Raw genomic sequence first — 23,127 nt, forward strand, 5'->3', positions numbered from 1 at the left:
GCTTTTGGTTACTATTTAAGTAGATAAGCTACTATACAAATTGTTTTGTTAAGTCTTTGAATTGTTGTTCATCAAGGTGAATATCTTTTTTGGCTAGTGCTGTGCCTTCTATTTCTTCAATTTGAGATTCATAAGAAGGTGTTTCTGTGTCTTGATATACGATGCCTTTAAGTAATGAATTATATTCTAAAACTTTTTGAGTCGCTTTTTGTTTGTCGGTCGTATCAAAATCTTCAATTTCATCAATATTGGTAAGATTTTCTTTAAACCAATCATAAGTGTTTACTTTATTGTATGTTACACATGGAGAGAATACGTTAACGAATGAAAAACCATCATGATTAATTGCATCTTCCAACATTTTAGTTAAACCTTTGATATCACTAGAAAAGCCTTGAGCAACAAATGTTGCACCTGATGACAATGCAAGCTCTAGTGGCGCAACATTTTTCTCAATATTGCCTTTAGGTGTAGATTTAGTCACAAAACCTTGTGCTGAAGATGGTGATGTTTGTCCTTTTGTTAAACCATAGATTTGGTTATCCATAACTATATATGTCATATTCATATTTCTACGTAGCGCATGAATCGTGTGTCCCATTCCAATGGCATAACCGTCACCATCACCACCGGAAGCAATAACTGTCAAGTCTTTATTAGCCATTTTCACGCCTTGTGCTAATGGTAATGAACGACCGTGAATGCCATGAACACCATATGAATTAACGTAACCAGATAAGCGGCCTGAGCACCCGATACCTGTTATAATTGCAACTTCTTCAGGTTCTAGTCCAACATTTGCAGCTGCTTTTTGAATCGCTGCTTGAACAGAAAAATCTCCACAACCAGGGCACCAATTGGGCTTCACATTATTTCTAAAATCTTTAAATGTTGCCACTTATACCAACTCCTTTAAATTTTTGGCAATCTCTAATCCTTTGGATTCTATTTCATTTGGTAAGAATGGCGTACCATCATATTTCGTTTGATTAATTAACTTATCTCCAACGTTCACATTCATTTTTAATATATTTGAAAGTTGACCTTGATAATTATGCTCAACAACTACAACTTTTGAAGCTTTATCAACCGCTTCTTGTATCGTTTTGCTTGGGAATGGATGTAACTGTCGAATTTGTAAATGGTTAATTTTCAAACCTTGTTGCTCTAATCTTTCTTTACCTTCTTGGATCGCGCCTTTAGTAGAAATGAAACCTAAATAAAGAATATCGGCTGCTTCATGAGACGCATCATTTTCTACAGGATCATTAATCAATAGATGTTCTGTTTTTCGCATACGTTTATCCATTTGTTGTTGTCTGTTATCAGCTGCTTCACTTGTCTTACCTTCTTCATTATGTTCCACACCCGTAACATGATGTATGCCTCCTTTAACTCCAGGAATCGGTCTAGGAGAGACACCGCTTTCAGTCAACGCATAACGTTTGAAGTATGCTTTATCAGCTTCATCTCTTTCTATATCTGATTGAATCGTTTCCCCACGATTTATTTCGATTTTATTATAGTCTAATGATTCTACAGTTTGTTTTCCTAATGACAATTGTAAATCACTTAAAATGATTACAGGGCATTGATACATTTCAGCAAGATTGAAAGCTTCTATCGTAAGATAAAATGCATCTTCGGCATCAGTAGGTGCTACAACTATTTTAGGTATATCACCATGCGTACCGTAAATCATTTGCATAAGGTCTGACTGTTCTTGCTTGGTAGGTAATCCAGTGGATGGACCTCCGCGTTGTGTATTAATAACAACAAATGGTGTTTCAGTCATACCAGATAGGCCAATAGCTTCCATCATGAGTGAAAGACCAGGTCCAGCGCTTGCTGTAAATGCACGTACGCCAGCATAGTTGGAGCCAATTGCCATATTTGCTGCAGCGATTTCATCTTCAGTTTGTACGACAGTACCCCCAACTTTAGGTAAGTTTTCAATCATATATTCCATAATTTCAGATGCTGGTGTAATAGGATATGCTGCCATAAATCTTGATCCGGCAGACAACGCACCTAAACCTATCGCATCATTGCCTATCATATATAGATGTGGTGTACCTTCTGTTGTTTCTAAAACAAAATCACCATCAATAGTACTTAATTGCTCGTTCATTAATCGATAACCTTCATTCAATGCTTCAATATTCATTTCTACAACTTTATCACCTTTTTTAGTAAACATATTGGTGATAAGTGTTTCGAAATCTGAAATGTCTAAGTTCATTACGGCACATGTTGCACCAACAGCGACCATATTTTTCATTAAAGTCGTGCCTAATTCTTTCGCAGTAGCAGTAAAAGGTAGCGCAACCAATTGTGCTTCACAATGTTCAGGCTTTTCTGGTTTAGCTTTACTATCAGCAATAATCACGCTATCTTTACGCATTTCTTGGTGATTCAATTCGATAGTTTCTTGATCGAATGCGATTAATATATCTAAATCATCACTAATTGCATGTACTGGTGATGTTGATACTCTAATTTTGTTATTTGTATGACCGCCTTTGATTCTACTTGAAAAATGACGATATCCGTATAAATAGTATCCTTTACGGTTCATAGCAGTGGCAAAGATTTCACCTGTTGATTCAATACCTTCACCTTGTTGTCCGCCCACTTTCCATGATACTTGAGATTTCATATCATCTAGCCTCCTAGTGGTTATAATAATTCATATTTCATCATACCAAAACAAACCACGCTTTTACTATGAAAAGAGCGGTTTAATTAAAAATTCATACTAATGGACGATTATTTAAATGGATGGTCATCATTAATAAGAATACGTTCTATACGTTTTGTTTTACCATCTTTATTTAAATCTATAATTACACCCGATAATACACTGCGACCTTCATCAGGAACGACATGTCTTTGTGGTAAGCTCGTGATAAAGCGAGTAATCACCTCTTCACGATTAATACCAAGTATACCATCGTAGTAACCAGTCATGCCTACATCTGTAATATATCCTGTGCCTCCAGGTAATATCCTTTCATCTGAAGTTTGGATATGTGTGTGTGTACCAACAACAGCACTAACTCTATTATCTAAATACCATCCCATTGCATTTTTTTCTGAAGTAGTCTCTGCATGGAAGTCAACAAAGATATAATCTGTTTCTTTTTGTGCTTCAGCTATTAAGGCATCTGCTTTTTTAAAAGGATCATCAATATCTTGCATAAATGCACGTCCTTGTAAATTAATGATAGCCAATTTGATTTCATTAATTTGAATGAAGCGCATACCAACACCAGGTGCTTCATCTGGAAAATTAGCTGGACGAACCATCCGATTGGCATTCTCTATAAAATCATATATTTGACGTTGACCATATGTATGATTTCCCATTGTCATAAAATCAACGCCTTCTCTTAGTAAAGATTTATATATTTTTTCGGTCAAACCTTTACCATGAGCTGCATTTTCTGCGTTTACTATTGTAACGGTAGGTTTATAAGTTTGTTTCAACTTGGGTAAATAGTTTGAAATAGCTTCTCTACCTAATTTACCAACAATATCCCCAATAAATAAAATTCTCATTTACGTGTCATCCTCTCTTACTGTTAGTTTAATTGAAATTATCTATGATGAAAAGGCTCTTTAATAAATATTCATAAACATTACTTTGTTTTAAATTTCAGATTGGTGGTAATATTTATATTATAGTTAAGTATCATTTCAAAAAAATAGGAGTTGTATGTAAGAAATGTCAATTAATATTGATCCACAACATTTTGCTGATTTAGTTGTCTCTGCAAACCCTGCAAATAGTGACAATCCGGAAGATATTGCTAAGGATAGCTTAGAGTTATATATCAATGCTTATAGACTTGCTGAAAGGTATGCCAATATCTCCACAAGTTGTTATGACACTGCTGAAGTAATCAAAGAATTACAGAAAGTAGACTTAGAGTTAAAATAACTAAACATAGCACATAACAATAACAGAAACTAAGATATAATGCTTAGTTTTTAAACAATGAGTCTGAGACATCAATGATGCCCCAGACTCATTTATATTGTCAGTAGATTTCTTCCTCACAATATATTGATACTTGCTCAATATGTCAAAAATTGTATTATTTTTAACAAACTAAAAATAACTGCCAACAAAGTTTTACTTTTTGCTAGCAGTTATTTCATAACTTAATTATGTTTTTATTTATTATTTTGCGTATTCAATTGCTCTAGTCTCACGAACAACTGTCACTTTTATATGACCAGGATATTGAAGTTCGTCTTCAATTTGGCTCTTAATATCTCTTGCTAAGCGATGTGACTTTAAGTCGTCGATAGTTTCTGGTGATACAATAACCCGGATTTCTCTACCAGCTTGGATTGCAAATGCTTTTTCAACACCATCATAGCTTTCTGAAAGTGTTTCTAGTCTTTCCAATCTTCTAATATAATTTTCTAAAGTCTCTTTACGAGCACCTGGTCTAGCAGCTGATAGAGCATCCGCTGCTGCAACCAATATAGAAATAATAGAAGTTGGTTCTACATCACCGTGATGTGAGTGTATAGCATTTAATACTGTTTCACTTTCAGCGTATTTTTTAGCTAATTCCACACCAATTTCAACGTGACTTCCTTCAACTTCATGATCGATAGCTTTACCAACATCATGAAGTAATCCAGCACGTTTGGCTAATGTAACATCTTCTCCTAATTCAGCTGCTAACATGCCACTTAAGTGGGCAACCTCTATAGAATGTTTTAACACATTTTGACCATAGCTAGTACGATATTGTAAACGACCTAGAATTTTAACTAAATCTGGATGCATATTATGCACATTAATTTCAAATGTTGCTTGTTCACCCGCATCCCTTATAATATCGTCTACTTCTTTTCGAGCTTTTTCAACCATATCTTCAATTCTTCCAGGATGGATTCGTCCATCTGAAACAAGATTTACTAATGCAGTTCTTGCAATTTCGCGTCTAATTGGGTCAAAACCTGATAGAATAACTGCTTCTGGTGTATCATCTATAATTAAATCAATACCAGTTAACGTTTCTAACGTTCTTATATTTCTACCTTCTCTACCAATGATTCGACCTTTCATTTCGTCATTTGGTAAATTAACAACTGATACTGTAGATTCTGAAGTATGCTCTGCAGCTAACCGTTGTACAGTAGTTGCTAATAACTCTTTTGCATTTTTATCGACTGCTTCTTTTGCTTCTTTCTCTTTTTCCTTAACAAGTATTGCAATATCATGTGACAATTCTTCCTCGACTCTTTGAAGTTGTTCATTGGCAGCTTCTTCTTGAGTGAGACCAGAGATGCGTTCTAATTCTTGTTCATGCTTATTTATTAATGACTGAACACTACTCTCTTTTGCATCTACTTGTTGTTGTCGTTCTTCAAGTTTAGACTCTTTTTGCTCTAAAATCTCATCCTTTTTATCTAAAAGATCAGATTTTCGCTCTAAGTTTTCTTCTTTTTGAAGAAGTCGTGCTTCTTGCCTTTGAAGATCACCACGTCTTTCACGAAGTTCATTTTCACTTTGCTCTTTTAAGATTTGATTCTCTTCTTTAGCTTCAAGGAGCTTTTCCTTCTTGATATTTTCTGCTTCTTTATTACCATGTTCGATAATATCTTCAGCAGTCTGTCTTGCTTGTAATTGCTTTTGATGCAATATATTTCGGGCAATAATATACCCTACAACAACTCCGAGAATAATACCTAGCAAAATGAGTAGGAGGTTTAATAAATTCACACAAACACCCCCTTTTTTCTAGGATTTTGCTCTGTATATCAAATTCAATATGATTATATGAAGTTATATAAGAATCATACAATGTAATTGTACGGTTTCAAACTAAGAAGTGTCAAGGTGTGCAACTACATTAATTCATTATTTGAATAGCTCATTTTACATTAAATTAGTTATAGTTACTGCTATTGTCTATTTCTTGTTGTATTTTCATCATAAAATATTCTTATTTAATAATTTTTAAACCTATATATTATAACAAAAAATAAGCTTATATCTTAAAATACAAGCTTATTTTATAAAAGAAAAAATTTTTATTTTACATTAAAATATAATTTATTCATCTTTTTCATCAAAAAGTGTAGCAGGTGCTTCTTCTTCTTTTTCATCAACGTCACCATCGAAAATACCAAGTTTTTCTCGTAATTTTTGATCGATTTCTTGTTTAACTTTTGGATTTTCTTTTAAATATAATTTAACGTTTTCTTTACCTTGACCCATACGTTCACCATTGTAAGAATACCAAGCACCCGATTTATTGACGATTTCATTTTCTACACCAAGATCAATGAGCTCTCCTTCTTTGGAGATGCCTTTACCGTACATCATATCAACTTCTGCCACTCTAAATGGAGGAGCTACTTTGTTTTTTACCACTTTAATTTTTGTTCTGTTACCAACAATTTCTTGGCCTTGTTTCAACTGTTCTGCACGACGAACTTCTAAACGCACTGAACTATAGAATTTCAATGCACGTCCACCTGGTGTCGTTTCAGGATTCCCAAACATAACACCAACTTTTTCACGAATTTGATTTATAAATACAGCAGTTGTATTTGATTTAGAAATAGCGCCAGACAATTTACGTAGTGCTTGTGACATTAAACGCGCTTGTAAACCGACATGTGTATCGCCCATTTCACCTTCAATTTCAGCTTTCGGTGTTAACGCAGCTACTGAGTCGACAACAACAATATCTACCGCACCACTTCTAACAAATGCTTCAGCAATTTCTAAGCCTTGTTCACCATGATCTGGTTGAGACAAATATAAATTTTGAATATCAACACCTAATGCTTCAGCATAAACTGGGTCTAAAGCATGTTCAGCATCAATAAATGCAGCAATGCCACCATTTTTTTGTACTTCAGCTATGGCATGTAATGCAACAGTTGTTTTACCGGAACTTTCTGGTCCGTATATTTCTATAATTCTACCTTTAGGGTAACCACCAACCCCTAATGCGTTATCTAGAGTTACTGAACCACTTGATACACTAGAAACTTTGCGTGCTTCATTATCACCAAGTTTCATTACTGCACCTTTACCAAATGATTTTTCCATATTTTTAATTACTGTATCTAAAGCTTTTTGACGATCATTATCCAAAACGCTGGACCTCCTAAGTGAGATTTATCTCTGAAAAATATCTTAACCATACTATACATTGATTTAAAGTATTCTGCAAGCATTTTGCGAATATTTGTTCGCTAGTAGTAGAACATTTTTTGCAAAAAGGGAACGTACGTACTAATCATTATTTGTTTTTGGTCTAATCATTTATGCTTTAAAATAGTTTAATAATCGGATTAATGCATAGTTTTGTGCTCTTTTTTTTATTAAATTTCTCTTTTTCGTCATTTTAAATGATTTAATTGTTAGATATTCATTTTCTAAAATACCTAAGTATACTGTACCATTTTCGTATAATAATGAAATACCTATCTCCGCATTATATAAATCTTTAACGATACGACATGATATTGACAGTTGACGCTCAATACTTTCTTTAAGATTGATAAATTGTTGGTGGTGCGGTAACATACCCAAAATTTTATTTGAATCATCATTATTTTTCATTCTCGAGTATAATTCACCATCTGTAACACCATCATAGATTGCAATTGACTGCTTTATATGTTTTAAAAACGCTGCTTCTATGGAAATGTCATCAGATCCATAATAATAATTACCAATACGTGACAGTATTTCTTTTTTTACTGGCGCTATTAATGCTTCACATTCTTGTTTTGAATCACCATTCGCCGTCAATCTTATATTCACTTCATGTGTACCTGCTAAAGGGGCAATCGTAGGATTCGTTTGATTATCTATTAAGTCCATTAAAATAGTTTCAATTTTTGATTCACCTATGCCTGCAAAACGCAATAATTCCGAAAAAATAATGCTTTCTCCATTTAAAAAATAAGGTAATAAACCGTCTTTTGCCATCGGTTGCATTTCTTTAGGTGGACCAGGTAATAAAGCAATATGTTTATCGTTATGTTCAATTAACATGCCTGGTGCCATACCTACTTTATTATCTAAAACTATTGCACCTTCTATGACTAATGCTTGTTGTTTATTGTTCGGTGTCATTTCAACATTTTGATCTTTAAAATATTGCTCTATATACTCCAATGATTTTTCATCCGTGACCAAATTGCGATCTAATATCTGAGCTATCGTATGCTTCGTTAAATCATCTTTAGTAGGTCCTAATCCACCAGTAAGAATAACAGCATCATATTGCTCTAAAGATGAATGTATCGCTCGTTCAAGCCTTTCAGGATTATCTCCTACTACAATATGTTCTACAACACTGTGTCCTATATCATTAAATAATTTTGACAGATATTGACCATTGGTATTTGCAATTTGACCCAGTAATAATTCAGATCCAACCGCTATAATTGACACATTCACATTTTTTCCTCCTCGTTCACAAATAACCTTTTCGCTATTTAACATGTTAAATTTCTTATTTTTATTATAAATCTAACTCTATCTAAAAACTAAAATTCCGTTTGTAAATTGTTCTGTTTTGATTAATCATCATTCTGTTATAAAACATATTATTTCAATAAAAAAACTGGAAATGTGCTTTAAAAAACACTTTCCAGTTGAATTCAAGATTGTCAGAATTAAACACATATTATTTGGCTTTGAATACATCTCTACCTTTATAGAAATATTCAATACCAGAAAGAACAGTAAAGAATACTCCAATGTATAAAAGCACCTGACCTATTGGAAAACCAATCCACGTTGCTAATGGGTCACCAAGTAAAATCCATACTAGCGCTATCATCGTAACGGCCGTTTTAATTTTACCTAATTGCCCAGCTGCACTTACAAAACCTTGTTCGATTTGTAATAATCGTAATCCTGTGACCGCAAATTCACGCGCAATGATGATAATCGCTACCCAAGAGTTTGTTAATCCAATTTCAACTAATGCTATCAAAGCACTTGAAACAAGTAGTTTATCTGCTAATGGGTCTAAAAATTTCCCCATATTTGTAACGAGTTGCCATTTTCTTGCTAAATAACCATCTACAAAGTCACTTAACGAAGCAATAATAAAGATAATGCCACTAATTAATAATTCGATTCTAATTTCATATCCACCAATAAAAGTTACATTTCCAAAACCAAAATCTACTAAAGCGAATAATAGAAATACTGGAATTAATATAACTCTAAAAACAGTTATCCAATTCGGAATATTCATTTCAAATCCTCATTTCTATATATATAACTTACTACAATGCACGAAAACATTTTTATAAAAATAATACTGCTAATATCCACAGTATAGCAGTGATAATAATCACCAGACTTATTACTACTGCTAACTGCAAAGGTTCTTTGTTTTTACTACGATAAGTAGGTTGATGATCAGAAGAAAAAGCGTCAATTGTATCTTTCAGGTTATTATCATGATTAGGAATTTCATCTCTATGTGCATGAATAAGCTGTTCAGCATCAATATTTACAGCCTTTGCATATTTTCGGATAAAGCCTTCTACATAATCTGCATTTTTAAGTGACTCAAAATCATTTTTTTCAATGAGTGTCAAAGTTTGACGTTTAATTTCTGTTCGATTTTCTAATTCTGTTAATGTCATACCTAATCTTTCACGACGTCCTTTTAAAGTTTGACCAACTAAACTCACGATGTTAGTCCTCCTCATCCATTATCTTTTGCTATTCAAAAAATCCAAAACCTCCACCGAAAACATCGTCACCGAAATCAAGATTATTTTTACTTTTCACGGTGTGTTTTTTCATTTCTTCATAATGGATTTCTTGATTTTTATTTTCTCTTAGTTCAATGATGTAATCAAAATCACTCATCTCATAATCACTGGTTTCCACAAATAAATCAGGATGCTCTACAACTTTAATTGCTGGTAAGCTCATAACCTCTTTCACTAATTCTTGATGTTTTTGGTTGGATTCTCTTGCCGTAACCGCACCATCAATAATATAGACGTGATCAGAATCATACTCACCTTTTATGAGTGAACTACGAACAGTTTGCTTAATTAAAGTAGAACTAATAAATAACCAACGCTTGTGTGCACAGACACTACCGGCTACAATTGATTCAGTTTTACCTACTCTTGGCATACCTCTAATACCAATCAATTTATGACCTTTTTCTTTAAATAATTCGGCCATAAAATCTACTAATAAACCCAAATCTTCTCTTTCAAAACGAAATGTTTTTTTATCAGCAGCATCTTGTTCTATGTATCTGCCATGTCGCACTGCCAATCGATCTCGCAATTCTGGTTTACGTAATTTGGTAATAGAGATATCATCAATTTCACTAACGATATTTTCAAATCTACTAACTTTTTCAAGATTATCAGATTTAATTAACAGACCTCTTCTACCTTCATCAATACCATTTATTGTAACAATACTTATACCCATCATACCTAACAAACTGGAAACATCACCTAGCAGTCCAGCTCTGTTCATTGTTATTTCATATTCTAAATACCATTCTTTTTTTGCAGCAACTGTCATGGCATATACACCCCTTAGTTTATAAATCACAGCAATTAGCTTTGACTAAAATCTATCACATTTCTAGTTATCTATTAAATGAAAAAAGCATGGTACAGCATAAATAACTTTAAAATGTAATGTAATGAATGATATTGATATTATATCATTGAATGTTTCACAAGTGGTTTATTTTTTCAATTATATCAAAAATTATAAATACCAAGCGCCATTCACTTTTTGTATTGTACCAGTCACACTTTTAGCTAATGGATTGCAAAGGTAACTACAGGTATGCGCAACTTCTTCAGGCTCAATAAACCTTTGTTGTGGTAAATCCTGGGTCAAAGTTTCAAGTTCACTTTCTCCCCAAGCTTTTAACATATTACCACTCACAAAACCAGGTGCGATGGCATTCACAGTGACTGAAGTCATTGATAGTTCTTGACTCAATGCTTTTACGAAACCAATTTGAGCTGATTTCATCGCCGAATAGATCGTTTCCATACTTGCACCTGTTTCTCCCCAAATTGATGAAATAACTACAATTCGACCATTATGACTTTGTCGTAACTGATCTACAAAATATCTACATATTCTAATTAATTGACGCACATGAATTTGATAATGCTCATCAATCATCGCATCTGTCATATCTTGCAACTGACCATACAACGCGGTTCCACTTGCATAAATAAGACAATCTAAATTTTTTATAAAATGAAAATATTGATTAAAGTCTTTTACATTGCGCAAATCGCATTGTATAAATTGTACTGAACTATGGTTGAACTGAACATTTAGTTGATTGATATCAGCGTTATTGTAATGGACGATGACCTCATATCCATCAGACAACAAACGATTAACGATTGCAGAACCTATAGATCCTGAACCACCTATAACCAAAGCCTTCATTGTTTATTTCATCTCCAAACGACTATCAACAATTTGGGATAAATTCAAACACGTTTGCGCTGTTTCATTTACACTCTCTAACGTAATACTTTCTACAATATCTAATAAATCAAATAAACTTACACCTTCAAAATAAAGTTTTGTATATTGATATGCTATATATTCAGGGGAATTTAAACCGGATATAAACTCTCCAATAAATTGCTTTTTCAATAAATTAAACGCTTCTGCATCAGTTAAATTACCCTGTTTTGCTTCTAGTTCATCTAATAATAATTTTTTTAATTTGTCTGGATGTTGTGTTGCGCTAGTAATCATAGAAAAGCTATATGTAGGTTCTAATACAAATTGATAACCAAATGTTTCATCTATCAACTCTTCATTAAGTAACATTTGATAAAAATCAGTTTCTTCACCAAATAATAATTCAAAAAACAAAGTCATTTCTAAATCTTTTTTTACTAATAATTTATCTGGCACATCAGCTAATGGTGTATTTTTAAAGCCAAGCATAATTCTAGGTGATTGTAACTTCATCTTTTCAGTTACTGTGTTTTCTCTTACACTATCTTGTTCTATTAACGGATCCCTTACTATTTGAGATTGATTCGTTTTATCTCTTTGATTTTCATGTTCTGCAACAACATTGTAAATATGATCTACATCTACATCTCCAACAACAAATAAAACCATATTAGAAGGATGATAAAATGTTTCATAGCAAAGATATAAATCTTCTTTGGTAATGTCATAAATACTTTCTACACTACCCGCTATATCAACTCGAATCGGATGTGATTCATACATAGCTCTCAGCGTATTAAACATCAATTTATAGCCAGGCTGCTCTTGATACATTTTAATTTCTTCAGCAATAATACCTTTTTCTTTATTTACAGATGCTTCAGTAAAGTAAGGTGTTTCGACCATCGTTAACAAGCGTTTTATATTATTTTCAACATTATCTGTTGCACTAAATAAATAACTTGTTCGATCAAAACTAGTAAATGCATTTACTTGTGCATTATCTTCTGCAAATGCTGTGAATAAGTCTTCTTCTTCATTTTCAAATAGTTTATGTTCTAAAAAGTGTGCAACACCATCTGGTACAGTAACATAACCTTCACTACCATGTGGTTTGAATTTACGGTCTAAAGAACCAAATTGCGTTGTATATGTAACAAATGTTTTCTGAAAGCCTGTTTTAGGTATCACAAACAGTTTCAATCCATTATTCAACTCAGTTTCATAAACAGTTTCATCTATTTGGTCATAATATGTGCTTTGCATTAATGTTGGCCTCCTTTCGTTAATATATAAATGGTATTGAGTTCTATATTTTTAACTAATTCTATGATTTCAGATTTATTAACATCTTGAATATGTTTAATGTAATCTTCCTCTGATATATCATGCTCTAATAAAATATTATTATTTAATATCTCTATGATACGTTTAGGACGATCATACGACTCTTGACGTTGAGAAATGATAATTTTCTTAGCCAGTTCCAGTTTTTCTTCGCTAAATTGACCCTGCTGGAACTTTTCAAATTCCGCAATAATTGTATCTTTTGCTACGCTATATTTATCAGATGAAACACCACTAAGTACAAACATAAAACCATTTTTTGCATCTATTTGCGAATGTATTGAATACGCTAAACTTTGTTTTTCTCGAACTTCATTAAACAAAACGGAAGAGGGATCTCCACCAAACATGGTATTAAAAACAACACTAGCAAAATATTGTTTATCTCCAAATTGTACTGGCAGTTTAAATCCAATATTTAATTTAGCTTGGTCCACTTCATCTGTTTCTACGATTTCTTGTGGCACTTTATCTGCTTGTGGTACTGGCGTCGCATGAGATTGTTTGAATTGGAATGGTTTTATATCAAAATAAGTTTTGATTTGAGATTTTACTTCTTGTTCATCTACATTTCCTACGACATAAACAGCACAATAGTCATTCTTGAGCATAGATTGATATGTATGATATAAAGTTTCGGGTGTTATATTTGCTATGTAACCTACTTGCCCTGATGCTAGGTGACGATACGGCTGTTCACCAAACATATACTTCAATAAATTTAAAAAAGATATTTGAGATTTATTATCAACCATTGCTTCTAATTTTTTAGTAAGTAAAGCTTTTTCTTGTGAAACAAAGTTTTCATCAAAACTATCATTAGAAACTAGAGGATGCCAAACCATTTCTGTTAACAAATCTAAACCCTTTTCAAATAATGGTGTTTGGTCCGTAAGATAACGTTCGTTGACTAACTCCAATGATATCGTTATGACATGTTTGTCTTTAAATTTTGAGACAAAACTATTAACATACGCACCATACAATTCTGAAAGATGACGGTTAAACGCCTTGTCTGTCGGCCATTTTTTAGTAGCACGCACGAGTAACTTACTGAGTATTGATCGAGCTGTCATGGTTTCACTATCTAATGGAGCCATAAATTTTAAAGTAATTGTGGTTGTTTTGAACTTTGTTGTTGGTAACACATTAATATGCAAATCATTTTGCTGTTCATTTATTTTCAAATTGTCAAACCTCACTTTCATAATTTTGTTATTATATACTATTTCTAACCGTTTTAAATTTTACTAAACTACTTTTGAAATAATTAAAAGAATAAAGTATTGGTTGATCATTTTTATCATAATGAATTAATTTCAACAACATAAGCCCTTCATGTGGTGAGGCATCCAATATGTCTGATATATGTGGTTCATAACCAATAGCCTCTATCTCAGTTTCTGCGTATGCAACTTTTTTCGAAGCATAATATTCAATTGCGTTTAACAACGATTCATCACTATTTTGATACTGTGCACATGTTAAATCTTCTGCTGGCAGCTTATCTAAGCAATAAACAACTGGCATTCGGTCGGCCATTCTCACGCGTTCAATAATTGTTACTAACGCTTTTTCAGGAAGATTTAATCTCTGAGCATCTAAAGATGTCGCAGGTTTTTCGTCTAAACTGATATACTCCGTACTCGCATGGTAACCTTGATTTTCAATCATTTTACTAATACTAACCAATTCATCTAACGGATAGAAGAACGGGTGCAGCGTTTTAACACTTGCACCTTCTTCTAAATTGTTAGATAACACTTGTTCAGTAATTAGTTCGTCAACTGCATCATATACATCATCTGTTTTAACATTTAATTTTCTAGCAACAGCAAGATTACTAGGTAAAGCATCTCCTGGTTTCAATGCTCTCGCATTTATCTCTTGTATCAGCCATTCTTTTACTTTATAAACAGAAGTTAATTCCATATTTACACCTCATCACTATCTAAATCCACAAGTATTTGTCTAGGTTTACTACCTTTTTGTGGTCCAATCACTTGATTACGTTCTAAATCATCCATCAATCTGGAAGCACGGTTGTAACCAATTCTAAATTGTCTTTGTAATAACGATGTACTTGCTTTTTGTTGTTCAATTACAAATAAATACGCTTCATCATACAAGGCATCTTCACTCTTCATTTCTGATTTTTCAACGGGAGCATCTGGTTCCATTTCTTTTACATAATTCGCTTTTTGTTGCTCTACGACATAATTTACGATGTCTTGAACCTCTTGGTCACTTAAAAACGCCCCTTGAACTCTAGTTCTAGTGGATCCACCATTAGCAACATAAAGCATGTCACCTTTACCAAGTAATTTATCTGCACCGCCGCTATCAATAATCGTTCTAGAATCTGTTTGTGAACTCACAGCAAAAGCAATTCTAGATGGTATATTATTTTTTATTAAACCAGTAATTACATCTACGGAAGGACGTTGCGTTGCGATTATTAGGTGAATACCTGCTGCACGAGCCATTTGTGTGATTCTTTGTATTGCGTTTTCTACTTCTTTACCAGCAACCATCATTAAATCTGCTAACTCATCTACAATAACAACAATATATGGTAACTCAGATTGTTTTTCATCTAACTCTTCATTTTGCTTTCTAATTGCTTCATTATACCCCTCAATATTTCTAGTTGAAGAATGTTGAAACAAGTCATAACGTCTTTCCATTTCTGCCACTACTTTTTCTAAAGCTTGTGATGCTTTATGCGGATTGGTTACAACAGGTATGAGTAAATGAGGGATACCATTGTATATATTTAATTCTACCATTTTCGGATCAATTAACATAAGTTTAACTTCGTGTGGCTTTGCATTTAATAGGATACTTGTAATAATACCATTGATACAAACAGATTTCCCACTTCCTGTAGAACCTGCTACAAGTAAATGAGGCATTTTGTTAAGTTCTACTGTGATTGGGTCACCTGAAATATCCCTACCTAGTCCTACTTCTAACTTATTAGAAGCAGGGAATTTTTCATCTAATACTTCTTTTAAAGAAACAAGTGAAATCTTATCATTTGGTACTTCTATACCTACAGCAGATCGTCCAGGTATTGGTGCTTCGATACGTATGTCCTTAGCTGCTAAGGCTAACGCAATATCGTTATGCAGATTAACAATCTTACTCACTTTAACCCCTTGAGCAGGTTGTATTTCATATTGTGTCACTGCTGGGCCTATTTTAATCTGAGTCACTTTAGCATCTACACCAAAGTTTTTCAATGTGTTTTCTAACAACTGCCCCTTTTTCTGCACCTCTGCTTTAGAAGTCGATTTCTGTTTAGTTGGTTGTTTCAATAATGTTAATGGTGGTATTTTATATGCTTCGTTTTCTACTTCTCCAGCTTCAGATATGGAATTTGAAGCCGCATCTTCATCTTGTGCTTCACCTTCTTCCAATTCATTAATTGGTTGATCAATGATTGCGTTATCTTCTGGATTTGCTTCTTGGATTGTACTTTGATTATTTTGATCAAATACGCGTTTCGATCTCTTGTTTTGAGTTTGTGTTTGTTTAATTTCCTCATCTTTATAATCGTTATGTCCATAAATTGGAATTGATTGTTGTTCAGGCGTATTGTTACTTATCTCTGGTAGATCAGTTACATCCTTAACATTATTTTGAGTTTGTGCTTGTTCCGTAGCCTTTTCTGCTTTTTTTTCAGCTTTTATACGTGCTTTAGCATCTTTTTTAACTTTATTTTCTTTACGGCGTTCTTTAAGATTTGCAGAAGCATCTTGACTTTTTACTTTCATCTTTTCAAAAGCAACTTTTGACACATCTCTATGTCTTTGTTTTGTCAATAAGATAAAACTAGAAGCTATTAATAATAACGTTACAATAATTACACCGACAATTGAAATGAGTGGTATAAATAACGCCAATAAGTAATGCCCAAATAATCCTCCACCGAAATTTGGAAATGTATTATGTTCATAAGATTTATAAACATATGATAACACTGGCTCTCTTAATGATTGAGCTCTATGCATGAAGTAGTACACTGTTTGAGTCACAAGTAATAATGCAATTTGTAAAACAAATGCACCTGTAGTACGTCTCGTCTTCGGCAATGACTTATAGTAAGTAATAAATACAGTACTTATCAAAATTAAGATATAAGTTAAGTATCTACTTGTGCCAAATAAGTAATTAAAAAAACTATCTATCATTGTGCCTATAATACCCAATTGAAAAACACCAAGAATGATAGCAATAAAAATTACTATCGCAAGAATATATCTTAATGGACTCTCACTTTTCTTTTTTTTATTATTTGCAGTTTTCTTTCTCGTATTCGATGTTTTTTTCTTTGTTGTTGAGCTCTTTCTCGTTTGCGCCAACATTCACACCTTCTTTTCAACTCTGTTTTTCGATATGTATATGAATCATATTTGTGTATTTTAATATCAAGTGATAATACAAATTATAAATATGATTTTAAATTCTATAAAAATCATTTTATTATATACTTATAATAACATAAAAGAGGTAAGACATTATTCGCTCCAGTATATTTAAAGGTTGTATATATCTTGTTTAGATATAACATATATACAATTTACTTTTAAATAATCTTACCAAAGCGTCTGTCTTAACCTCTTTATTTTAGAATAGAAATTATTAAATTTCAGATATTACCGGTATAATCATTGGACGGCGTTTTGTATTTTCAAAAAGCAATTTGCTTACTTGATCACGCATATTTTGTTTAATTTCTGACCATTCAATACGTTTTTCTTGTAAACCTAATTCAACGATTTCACGCACTTTTTCTTCAGCTTCATTTAATAAAGCTTCACTTTCCCTTACATAAACAAAACCACGTGATTGAATTTCAGGACCAGCGGCAATTCTACGATTCTTAGGATCTAACGTTACAACTGCGATAAAGATGCCATCTTCAGCAAGTAAATGACGATCACGTAACACGATGTTACCAACATCACCTACACCAATACCATCAATGAGCACATTGCCGGAATTGACTTTCTCATTTAAAATCATTTCTTCACCATCATAGTTTACTACATCGCCTTTTTCCACTAGGAATATTTTCTCAGGTTGGACGCCAGCTTCATTAGCTAACTTAGCATGCGCAATTTGCATTTTAAATTCACCATTTACAGGAATGAAATACTCAGGCTTCATGATATTAATCATCATTTTTAATTCTTCCATGCAACCATGACTTGAAGTATGAATTTTTTTACTGTTAGGAATGATTTCTGCTCCTGCACGAACGAGTTCATTAAGCGTATTTCCAACAATCACTTCCATATTAGCAGACGCAGTAATTGCTAAGAAGACCGAATCTCCTTCTTCAATATTCATTATTTTATGTTTCTTTTGTGCCATTTGACTTAAAGCTTCAACTGGTTCTCCTTGCATACCAGTTGCAATAATTATCACTTCATTTTTTGGATAATTTTCAACCTCATTAATTGGTATGAGCAAATCTTTAGAAATATCAAAATAGCCAAGTTTTCTAGCGATATTAAATGAACTTTCTAATGAACGCCCTAGGAAAGATACTTTTCTATTTAATCTTTGCGCAATGTTTAAAACTTGTTGAATACGAATAAAATTAGATGCATAACATGAAACAATTAATCTACCTTTCACCTTCGTAAACGCATCATACATATGAGATTCTATCACGTTTTCTGGCGTGTTATAACCTGGCTTTTCTGCTTCAGTCGAGTCACTGATTAAAGCAAACACACCATCTTGTCCAACTTCAGTCATTTTTTTCAAATCCGGAGCATAATGCCCTTGTAAACTTTGATCGAACTTGAATTCGCCAGTGTATACAATAGCGCCATAAGAAGTGTGTATACATACGCCTAAACTATCTGGAATACTATGTGTAGTGTTAAAGAATGTGACATTAACACCCTTAAAGCGCATAATTGATTCATTATTAACAGTATAATATCTAACTTTCTTATTTACATTGCGAGCTTTCATATTTTCTTTGATTAATGCAATTGTTAATTTAGAACCATAAACAGGCGCATCAACTTGCTCAAGCACATAAGTAACAGCACCTATCGCGTGTTCATGGCCGTGCGTTAGGAATATACCTTTTAATCTGTCTTTATTTTCTATCACATATTGAATATCAGGAATAACGATATCTACACCCAACATTTCATCTTCTGGAAACATCAGTCCCGCATCTAACATAAACATTTCATCGTCTACTTCAACGATATACATATTTTTCGCAATTTCCCCAACGCCTCCGAGAGGGATAATACGAATATTTTTATTTTTTTTCTTAATTAAACTCAAAATGTTACCTCCTATTTAAATTACCCGTCCATATATAAACTCATAGTTTATTATAAGTTAAAATAGGCCTTATGTACACTATTAAAGTAGCTACTTTAGTTGTTTTAAAATATATTATTGGATGATTTATTTTTATGTAAAAATGATTCTAAGGTATGCAATGATGTATTTGTCGCACTTTTTATGTATATATTCACATTTATTTTCAGCTTTTGGCTTAATCTTATTTAATTATGAATGCTGAAATATTAAAAAAAGAAACTAGTGATATGACTTGAACTTTTCTACAATAGAATTAAAATAATTCTATTGTAAGCAGTTCTCATCATTTTACCAGTCTCTAGTAATAAACATTATTTAGTATTATTTGATAACAATGCTTTATGTGAAGCATTGACTCTACCTTGTTTATCAATTTCTGTAACTTTAATTTTAAATGTGTCTCCTACTTTCAACACATCTTCTACTTTATCAATGCGCTCATTAGCAATTTGAGAAATGTGTACAAGTGCGTCTTTACCTGGGAATAATTCAACAAACGCACCATATTTTTCAATACGTTTAACTGTACCGTTGTATACTTCTCCAACTACTGCCTCTCTTGTAATTTCATCAATGATACTTCGCGCTTTTTCAATAGCATCTTTATCTACTGCACCAATAAATATCGTTCCATCTTGTTCGATATCTAACTTAACGCCCGTTTCATCAATGATTTCATTGATTTTTTTACCACCCGGACCAATGACATCTCTAATTTTTTCAGGTTTTATAGACATCGTAACAACTTTAGGTGCAAAGGCACTTAGTTCACCACGTGGTGTATCAATTGTTTGTAGCATATGATCTAATATAGCCAAACGACCTTCTCGAGCTTGATCTAATGCTTCTTTAATAATTTCCTTGGTTAAACCATCAATTTTGATGTCCATTTGTATAGCTGTAATACCTTCAGATGTACCAGCTACTTTAAAGTCCATATCACCAAGTGCATCTTCCATACCTTGTATATCAGTTAATATGGTATAACTATCGTCACGTGTAACTAATCCCATAGCGATACCAGCAACTGGGGCTTTGATTGGAACACCCGCGTCCATCAATGCTAAGGTTGAGCCACAAATAGAAGCTTGTGATGATGAACCGTTTGATTCTAATACTTCACTCACTATTCTCACAGTATATGGGAAGTCTTTAACATCTGGAATGATGTGGCTAAGCGCGCGTTCTCCCAATGCACCATGTCCAATTTCACGACGACCAGGTGAACGAACTGGTCCAGTTTCACCAACTGAATAATTTGGGAAGTTATAGTGATGCATAAAACGTTTTTGTTCTTCTTCACCAAGGCCATCTAAGATTTGATATTCACTCATTGAGCCTAATGTTAATACTGAAAGTGCTTGTGTTTGTCCTCTTGTAAATAAACCTGAACCATGTGCTCTTGGTAAAATACCAACTTCAGATTCTAATGGGCGAATTTCATCTGTTTTACGACCATCTGGTCTAATTTTTTCTTCTGCTATCAGACGTCTTACTTCTTCTTTAACCAAGTCATCTAATATACTATATACTTCTTTGATTAAATCTTCATTCTCATCATCATTTTCATCAACAAATTCTGATGCAACTTTTTCTTTAAGTTCATCTAAGTTAATATCTCGTTGTTGCTTATCAAATGTTAACACGGCATCTTTCAAACCATGTGATGCAGTTAATGATTTTACTTTTTCAACAAGTGTTTCATCTTTTTCAACAGGAACAAATGCTTTTTTCTCTGGTTGAATATGATCGAGGATTTCTTCTTGGAAGCTAACTAGACGCTGAATTTCTTGGTGTCCAAAGAAAATAGCTTCAAGCATTTCATTTTCTGTAATTTCACTTGCACCTGCTTCTACCATATTTACAGCATCTTTATGACCAGCTACTTCTAAATCAAGTCTAGATACTTCTTTTTGTGCAACGGTAGGGTTAATCACATATTCTCCATCTATATAACCAACGTTCACGCCTGCTATTGGACCTTGAAAAGGTATATCAGAAACACTTAATGCCATTGACGAACCTATCATTGCTGCCATTTCAGGGGAGCAATCAGGATCAGCACTTAAGACTGTATTCATTATTTGTACGTCATATCTATAACCTTTAGGAAACAATGGACGAATGGGTCTATCAATTAATCGTGCAGTTAATGTAGCTTCATCACTCGGACGGCCTTCACGTTTTTTAAAACCACCAGGTATTTTACCTGCAGCATACATTTTTTCTTCGTAGTTAACCATTAATGGGAAAAAGTCACCATCACGTGGTTCTTTTGACGCTACTGCAGTAGATAAAACGACTGTATCACCATATCTAACAAGTACTGCGCCGTTAGCTTGTTTAGCTAATTGTCCAGTTTCAATCGTTAAAGATCTATTTGCCCACTCAGTTTTGAAAACTTTTTTTTCTTGAGACATTACGAATCTCCTCTCATTTATCTGTTAATCCTATCATATCATTTATTAATAATGATTTATATTAGTATATAGTTTAATGTATAATTATAAATGCTAAAATTATAAAAAAGGGAAAGACCCCAAAGGTTCTTTCCCGATAAATATACGTCTAAAGATTAACGACGGATACCTAATGATTTAATTAATTCACGGTAACGTTGAATATCTTTGCTACGTAAGTAGTTTAATAAGTGTCTACGACGACCTACCATTTTTAATAATCCACGACGTGAATGGTGATCTTTCGTATGTTCACGTAAATGAGTGTTTAATGCAGTGATTTCTGCAGTTAACACAGCGATTTGTACTTCTGGAGAACCAGTGTCCGCTTCGTGTGTACGATATTCTTTAATTAATTCATTTTTACGTTCTTGTGAAATTGCCATAGTCAATTTCCTCCTTTTTATTTTTATGCGCCTTTATCCGAGCAATCGTCGGAGTCTCGAACTGCCAAGATAAAGGTGCCTTGTATGTGTGTAACACATCAGACTTAAATATTATATGATATTTCGTCACCAAAATCAACAGAAAGTAAATATTTCGCTTTTTCTTTATCCTTATTCATTTGTTCAACTAAAGGATCTATACCATCAAATTTAACTTCTGGTCTTAAATAATGATGCCAATAAACGATAACACGTTCACCGTATATGTTTTCATGGAAGTCAAACAGATTCACCTCTATGACAACTTGTGCTTTAGAAGGATCATGAAATGTTGGTTTGACACCAACGTTGGCAGCTCCACGATAAATTTTATCATTTGCACCTATTTTCATACTCACGGCATAAACACCATTTTTAGGCAATACGTAATCTCCACTCGGCTCTACATTCGCTGTAGGAAAACCAATTGTTCTTCCTCGTTTTTCTCCTTGTACAACCATACCTTTGATACGATACCGATATCCAAGCTCATCGTTTGCCTTTTGTAAGTCACCTGTTTTCAGTGATTTTCTAATATCTGTTGTAGATATTTTCTCCGATTCAATTTCTTGTTTACTTACGATAGTCGTATTAAAATCTGACATTTCATCTAAAATCATCATGTTGCCTTTACCAAATTTGCCAAACGTAAAATCAAAACCTGCAATTACTTCTTTTACATGGTTATTAATGATGTATTCCTGTATAAATTCTTCTGCACTTACATTGGCAAATTTAGAAGAAAAGTTAATAACAATGCAATAGTCAATCCCGTAAGATTCTAATATTTCTATTTTATCTTGAATCGGTGTTAAGTAATCCGTACGTTTAAGTTCAGGATTTAAAACAACAGAAGGATGCGGATCAAATGTCATCACAGCTTTCTTTAAATTCGATGCCTCTGCCTTTTTTTCTAAAGTATCAAATACCTCTGCATGACCTTTATGCATGCCATCAAAAAAACCAAATGCCATTGCTACATCTTCTGCTATATACTGATCTTCTTGAATCGGATGAGTTACTTCAATTACTTTCATGGCTATTTCTC

At 33.2% G+C, this 23,127-nt stretch carries 18 protein-coding genes and 2 pseudogenes; 1 reads left to right on the forward strand and 19 read right to left on the reverse strand.

The features are described 5' to 3' along the window. Nucleotides 1–31: 31 nt before the first annotated feature. From NST87_RS07735 to NST87_RS07745, 3 genes are all read right to left on the reverse strand, one after another. Nucleotides 32–898, reverse strand: coding sequence for a 2-oxoacid:ferredoxin oxidoreductase subunit beta (locus tag NST87_RS07735; protein ID WP_019468715.1), 867 nt, complete (start codon nt 896–898; stop codon nt 32–34). Then, the gene (locus NST87_RS07740) at nt 899–2,659 is read right to left on the reverse strand and encodes a 2-oxoacid:acceptor oxidoreductase subunit alpha (RefSeq protein WP_019468714.1); all 1,761 of its coding nucleotides are present in this window, start codon (nt 2,657–2,659) and stop codon (nt 899–901) included. Nucleotides 2,660–2,769: 110 nt separating this feature from the next. Next, entirely contained in the window at nt 2,770–3,561 is a 792-nt protein-coding gene (locus NST87_RS07745) for a TIGR00282 family metallophosphoesterase (protein ID WP_019468713.1), read from the reverse strand. Between the two features lie 166 nt (nt 3,562–3,727). Between NST87_RS07745 and NST87_RS07750 the strand changes: the two genes are divergently transcribed. Then, nucleotides 3,728–3,943: a hypothetical protein gene (locus NST87_RS07750; RefSeq protein ID WP_019468712.1), complete on the forward strand. Its 216-nt coding sequence runs from the start codon at nt 3,728–3,730 to the stop codon at nt 3,941–3,943. Nucleotides 3,944–4,186: 243 nt separating this feature from the next. On the opposite strand, the gene rny is transcribed toward NST87_RS07750, so the two are convergent. From rny to NST87_RS07825, 16 genes and pseudogenes are all read right to left on the reverse strand, one after another. Then, nucleotides 4,187–5,746, reverse strand: a complete 1,560-nt coding sequence (gene rny, locus NST87_RS07755; RefSeq protein ID WP_019468711.1) for a ribonuclease Y — start codon at nt 5,744–5,746, stop codon at nt 4,187–4,189. A gap of 333 nt (nt 5,747–6,079) precedes the next feature. Next, on the reverse strand, nt 6,080–7,132 hold the full coding sequence (gene recA / locus NST87_RS07760) for a recombinase RecA (protein ID WP_019468710.1): 1,053 nt from the start codon (nt 7,130–7,132) through the stop codon (nt 6,080–6,082). 171 nt (nt 7,133–7,303) lie between these two features. Then, nucleotides 7,304–8,449, reverse strand: a complete 1,146-nt coding sequence (locus tag NST87_RS07765) for a CinA family nicotinamide mononucleotide deamidase-related protein (RefSeq protein WP_019468709.1) — start codon at nt 8,447–8,449, stop codon at nt 7,304–7,306. Nucleotides 8,450–8,678: 229 nt separating this feature from the next. Further along, complete coding sequence (gene pgsA / locus NST87_RS07770) at nt 8,679–9,257, reverse strand: CDP-diacylglycerol--glycerol-3-phosphate 3-phosphatidyltransferase (RefSeq protein WP_019468708.1); 579 nt, start codon at nt 9,255–9,257, stop codon at nt 8,679–8,681. A 52-nt stretch (nt 9,258–9,309) separates the two neighbouring features. Further along, the gene (locus NST87_RS07775) at nt 9,310–9,702 is read right to left on the reverse strand and encodes a helix-turn-helix domain-containing protein (protein WP_019468707.1); all 393 of its coding nucleotides are present in this window, start codon (nt 9,700–9,702) and stop codon (nt 9,310–9,312) included. Nucleotides 9,703–9,733: 31 nt separating this feature from the next. Next, nucleotides 9,734–10,564, reverse strand: a complete 831-nt coding sequence (locus NST87_RS07780) for a DUF3388 domain-containing protein (protein ID WP_019468706.1) — start codon at nt 10,562–10,564, stop codon at nt 9,734–9,736. 192 nt (nt 10,565–10,756) lie between these two features. Then, entirely contained in the window at nt 10,757–11,461 is a 705-nt protein-coding gene (gene ymfI / locus NST87_RS07785) for an elongation factor P 5-aminopentanone reductase (RefSeq protein ID WP_019468705.1), read from the reverse strand. A gap of 3 nt (nt 11,462–11,464) precedes the next feature. Then, complete coding sequence (gene yfmH, locus NST87_RS07790; RefSeq protein ID WP_340721524.1) at nt 11,465–12,751, reverse strand: EF-P 5-aminopentanol modification-associated protein YfmH; 1,287 nt, start codon at nt 12,749–12,751, stop codon at nt 11,465–11,467. Further along, nucleotides 12,751–14,040 (reverse strand): EF-P 5-aminopentanol modification-associated protein YfmF, encoded by a 1,290-nt coding sequence (gene yfmF / locus NST87_RS07795; protein ID WP_037539894.1) that lies wholly within the window; start codon nt 14,038–14,040, stop codon nt 12,751–12,753. The genes yfmH and yfmF overlap by 1 nt, the downstream gene beginning before the upstream one ends. Before the next feature lie 10 nt (nt 14,041–14,050). After that, nucleotides 14,051–14,764, reverse strand: a complete 714-nt coding sequence (locus tag NST87_RS07800) for a GntR family transcriptional regulator (protein WP_019468702.1) — start codon at nt 14,762–14,764, stop codon at nt 14,051–14,053. Between the two features lie 2 nt (nt 14,765–14,766). After that, nucleotides 14,767–16,221: pseudogene (locus NST87_RS13810) on the reverse strand (DNA translocase FtsK); the annotation flags it as partial. A 104-nt stretch (nt 16,222–16,325) separates the two neighbouring features. Next, nucleotides 16,326–17,202: pseudogene (locus NST87_RS13815) on the reverse strand (cell division protein FtsK); the annotation flags it as partial. A gap of 277 nt (nt 17,203–17,479) precedes the next feature. Continuing rightward, nucleotides 17,480–19,153 carry a ribonuclease J2 gene (gene rnjB, locus NST87_RS07810; RefSeq protein WP_019468700.1) on the reverse strand — a complete coding sequence of 558 codons (1,674 nt, stop codon included), beginning with the start codon at nt 19,151–19,153 and terminating at the stop codon, nt 17,480–17,482. A 353-nt stretch (nt 19,154–19,506) separates the two neighbouring features. Continuing rightward, entirely contained in the window at nt 19,507–21,615 is a 2,109-nt protein-coding gene (gene pnp, locus NST87_RS07815) for a polyribonucleotide nucleotidyltransferase (protein WP_019468699.1), read from the reverse strand. 155 nt (nt 21,616–21,770) lie between these two features. After that, entirely contained in the window at nt 21,771–22,040 is a 270-nt protein-coding gene (rpsO, locus tag NST87_RS07820) for a 30S ribosomal protein S15 (protein WP_019468698.1), read from the reverse strand. 104 nt (nt 22,041–22,144) lie between these two features. Beyond that, the gene (locus NST87_RS07825) at nt 22,145–23,116 is read right to left on the reverse strand and encodes a bifunctional riboflavin kinase/FAD synthetase (protein ID WP_071560310.1); all 972 of its coding nucleotides are present in this window, start codon (nt 23,114–23,116) and stop codon (nt 22,145–22,147) included. Nucleotides 23,117–23,127 lie beyond the last annotated feature (11 nt).

It is taken from the genome of Staphylococcus sp. FSL W8-0271 (assembly GCF_038006605.1).
GTDB classification, from domain to species: domain Bacteria; phylum Bacillota; class Bacilli; order Staphylococcales; family Staphylococcaceae; genus Staphylococcus; species Staphylococcus cohnii.

What these genes read in the sequence shown, in the direction of transcription:
- NST87_RS07740 (WP_019468714.1), bottom strand. Translation starts at nt 2,659, where the DNA reads ATGAAATCTCAAGTATCATGGAAAGTGGGCGGACAACAAGGTGAAGGT.
- NST87_RS07745 (WP_019468713.1), bottom strand. Translation starts at nt 3,561, where the DNA reads ATGAGAATTTTATTTATTGGGGATATTGTTGGTAAATTAGGTAGAGAA.
- NST87_RS07750 (WP_019468712.1), top strand. Translation starts at nt 3,728, where the DNA reads ATGTCAATTAATATTGATCCACAACATTTTGCTGATTTAGTTGTCTCT.
- pgsA (WP_019468708.1), bottom strand. Translation starts at nt 9,257, where the DNA reads ATGAATATTCCGAATTGGATAACTGTTTTTAGAGTTATATTAATTCCA.
- NST87_RS07780 (WP_019468706.1), bottom strand. Translation starts at nt 10,564, where the DNA reads ATGACAGTTGCTGCAAAAAAAGAATGGTATTTAGAATATGAAATAACA.
- ymfI (WP_019468705.1), bottom strand. Translation starts at nt 11,461, where the DNA reads ATGAAGGCTTTGGTTATAGGTGGTTCAGGATCTATAGGTTCTGCAATC.
- yfmH (WP_340721524.1), bottom strand. Translation starts at nt 12,751, where the DNA reads ATGCAAAGCACATATTATGACCAAATAGATGAAACTGTTTATGAAACT.
- yfmF (WP_037539894.1), bottom strand. Translation starts at nt 14,040, where the DNA reads ATGAAAGTGAGGTTTGACAATTTGAAAATAAATGAACAGCAAAATGAT.
- NST87_RS07800 (WP_019468702.1), bottom strand. Translation starts at nt 14,764, where the DNA reads ATGGAATTAACTTCTGTTTATAAAGTAAAAGAATGGCTGATACAAGAG.
- pnp (WP_019468699.1), bottom strand. Translation starts at nt 21,615, where the DNA reads ATGTCTCAAGAAAAAAAAGTTTTCAAAACTGAGTGGGCAAATAGATCT.
- rpsO (WP_019468698.1), bottom strand. Translation starts at nt 22,040, where the DNA reads ATGGCAATTTCACAAGAACGTAAAAATGAATTAATTAAAGAATATCGT.
- NST87_RS07825 (WP_071560310.1), bottom strand. Translation starts at nt 23,116, where the DNA reads ATGAAAGTAATTGAAGTAACTCATCCGATTCAAGAAGATCAGTATATA.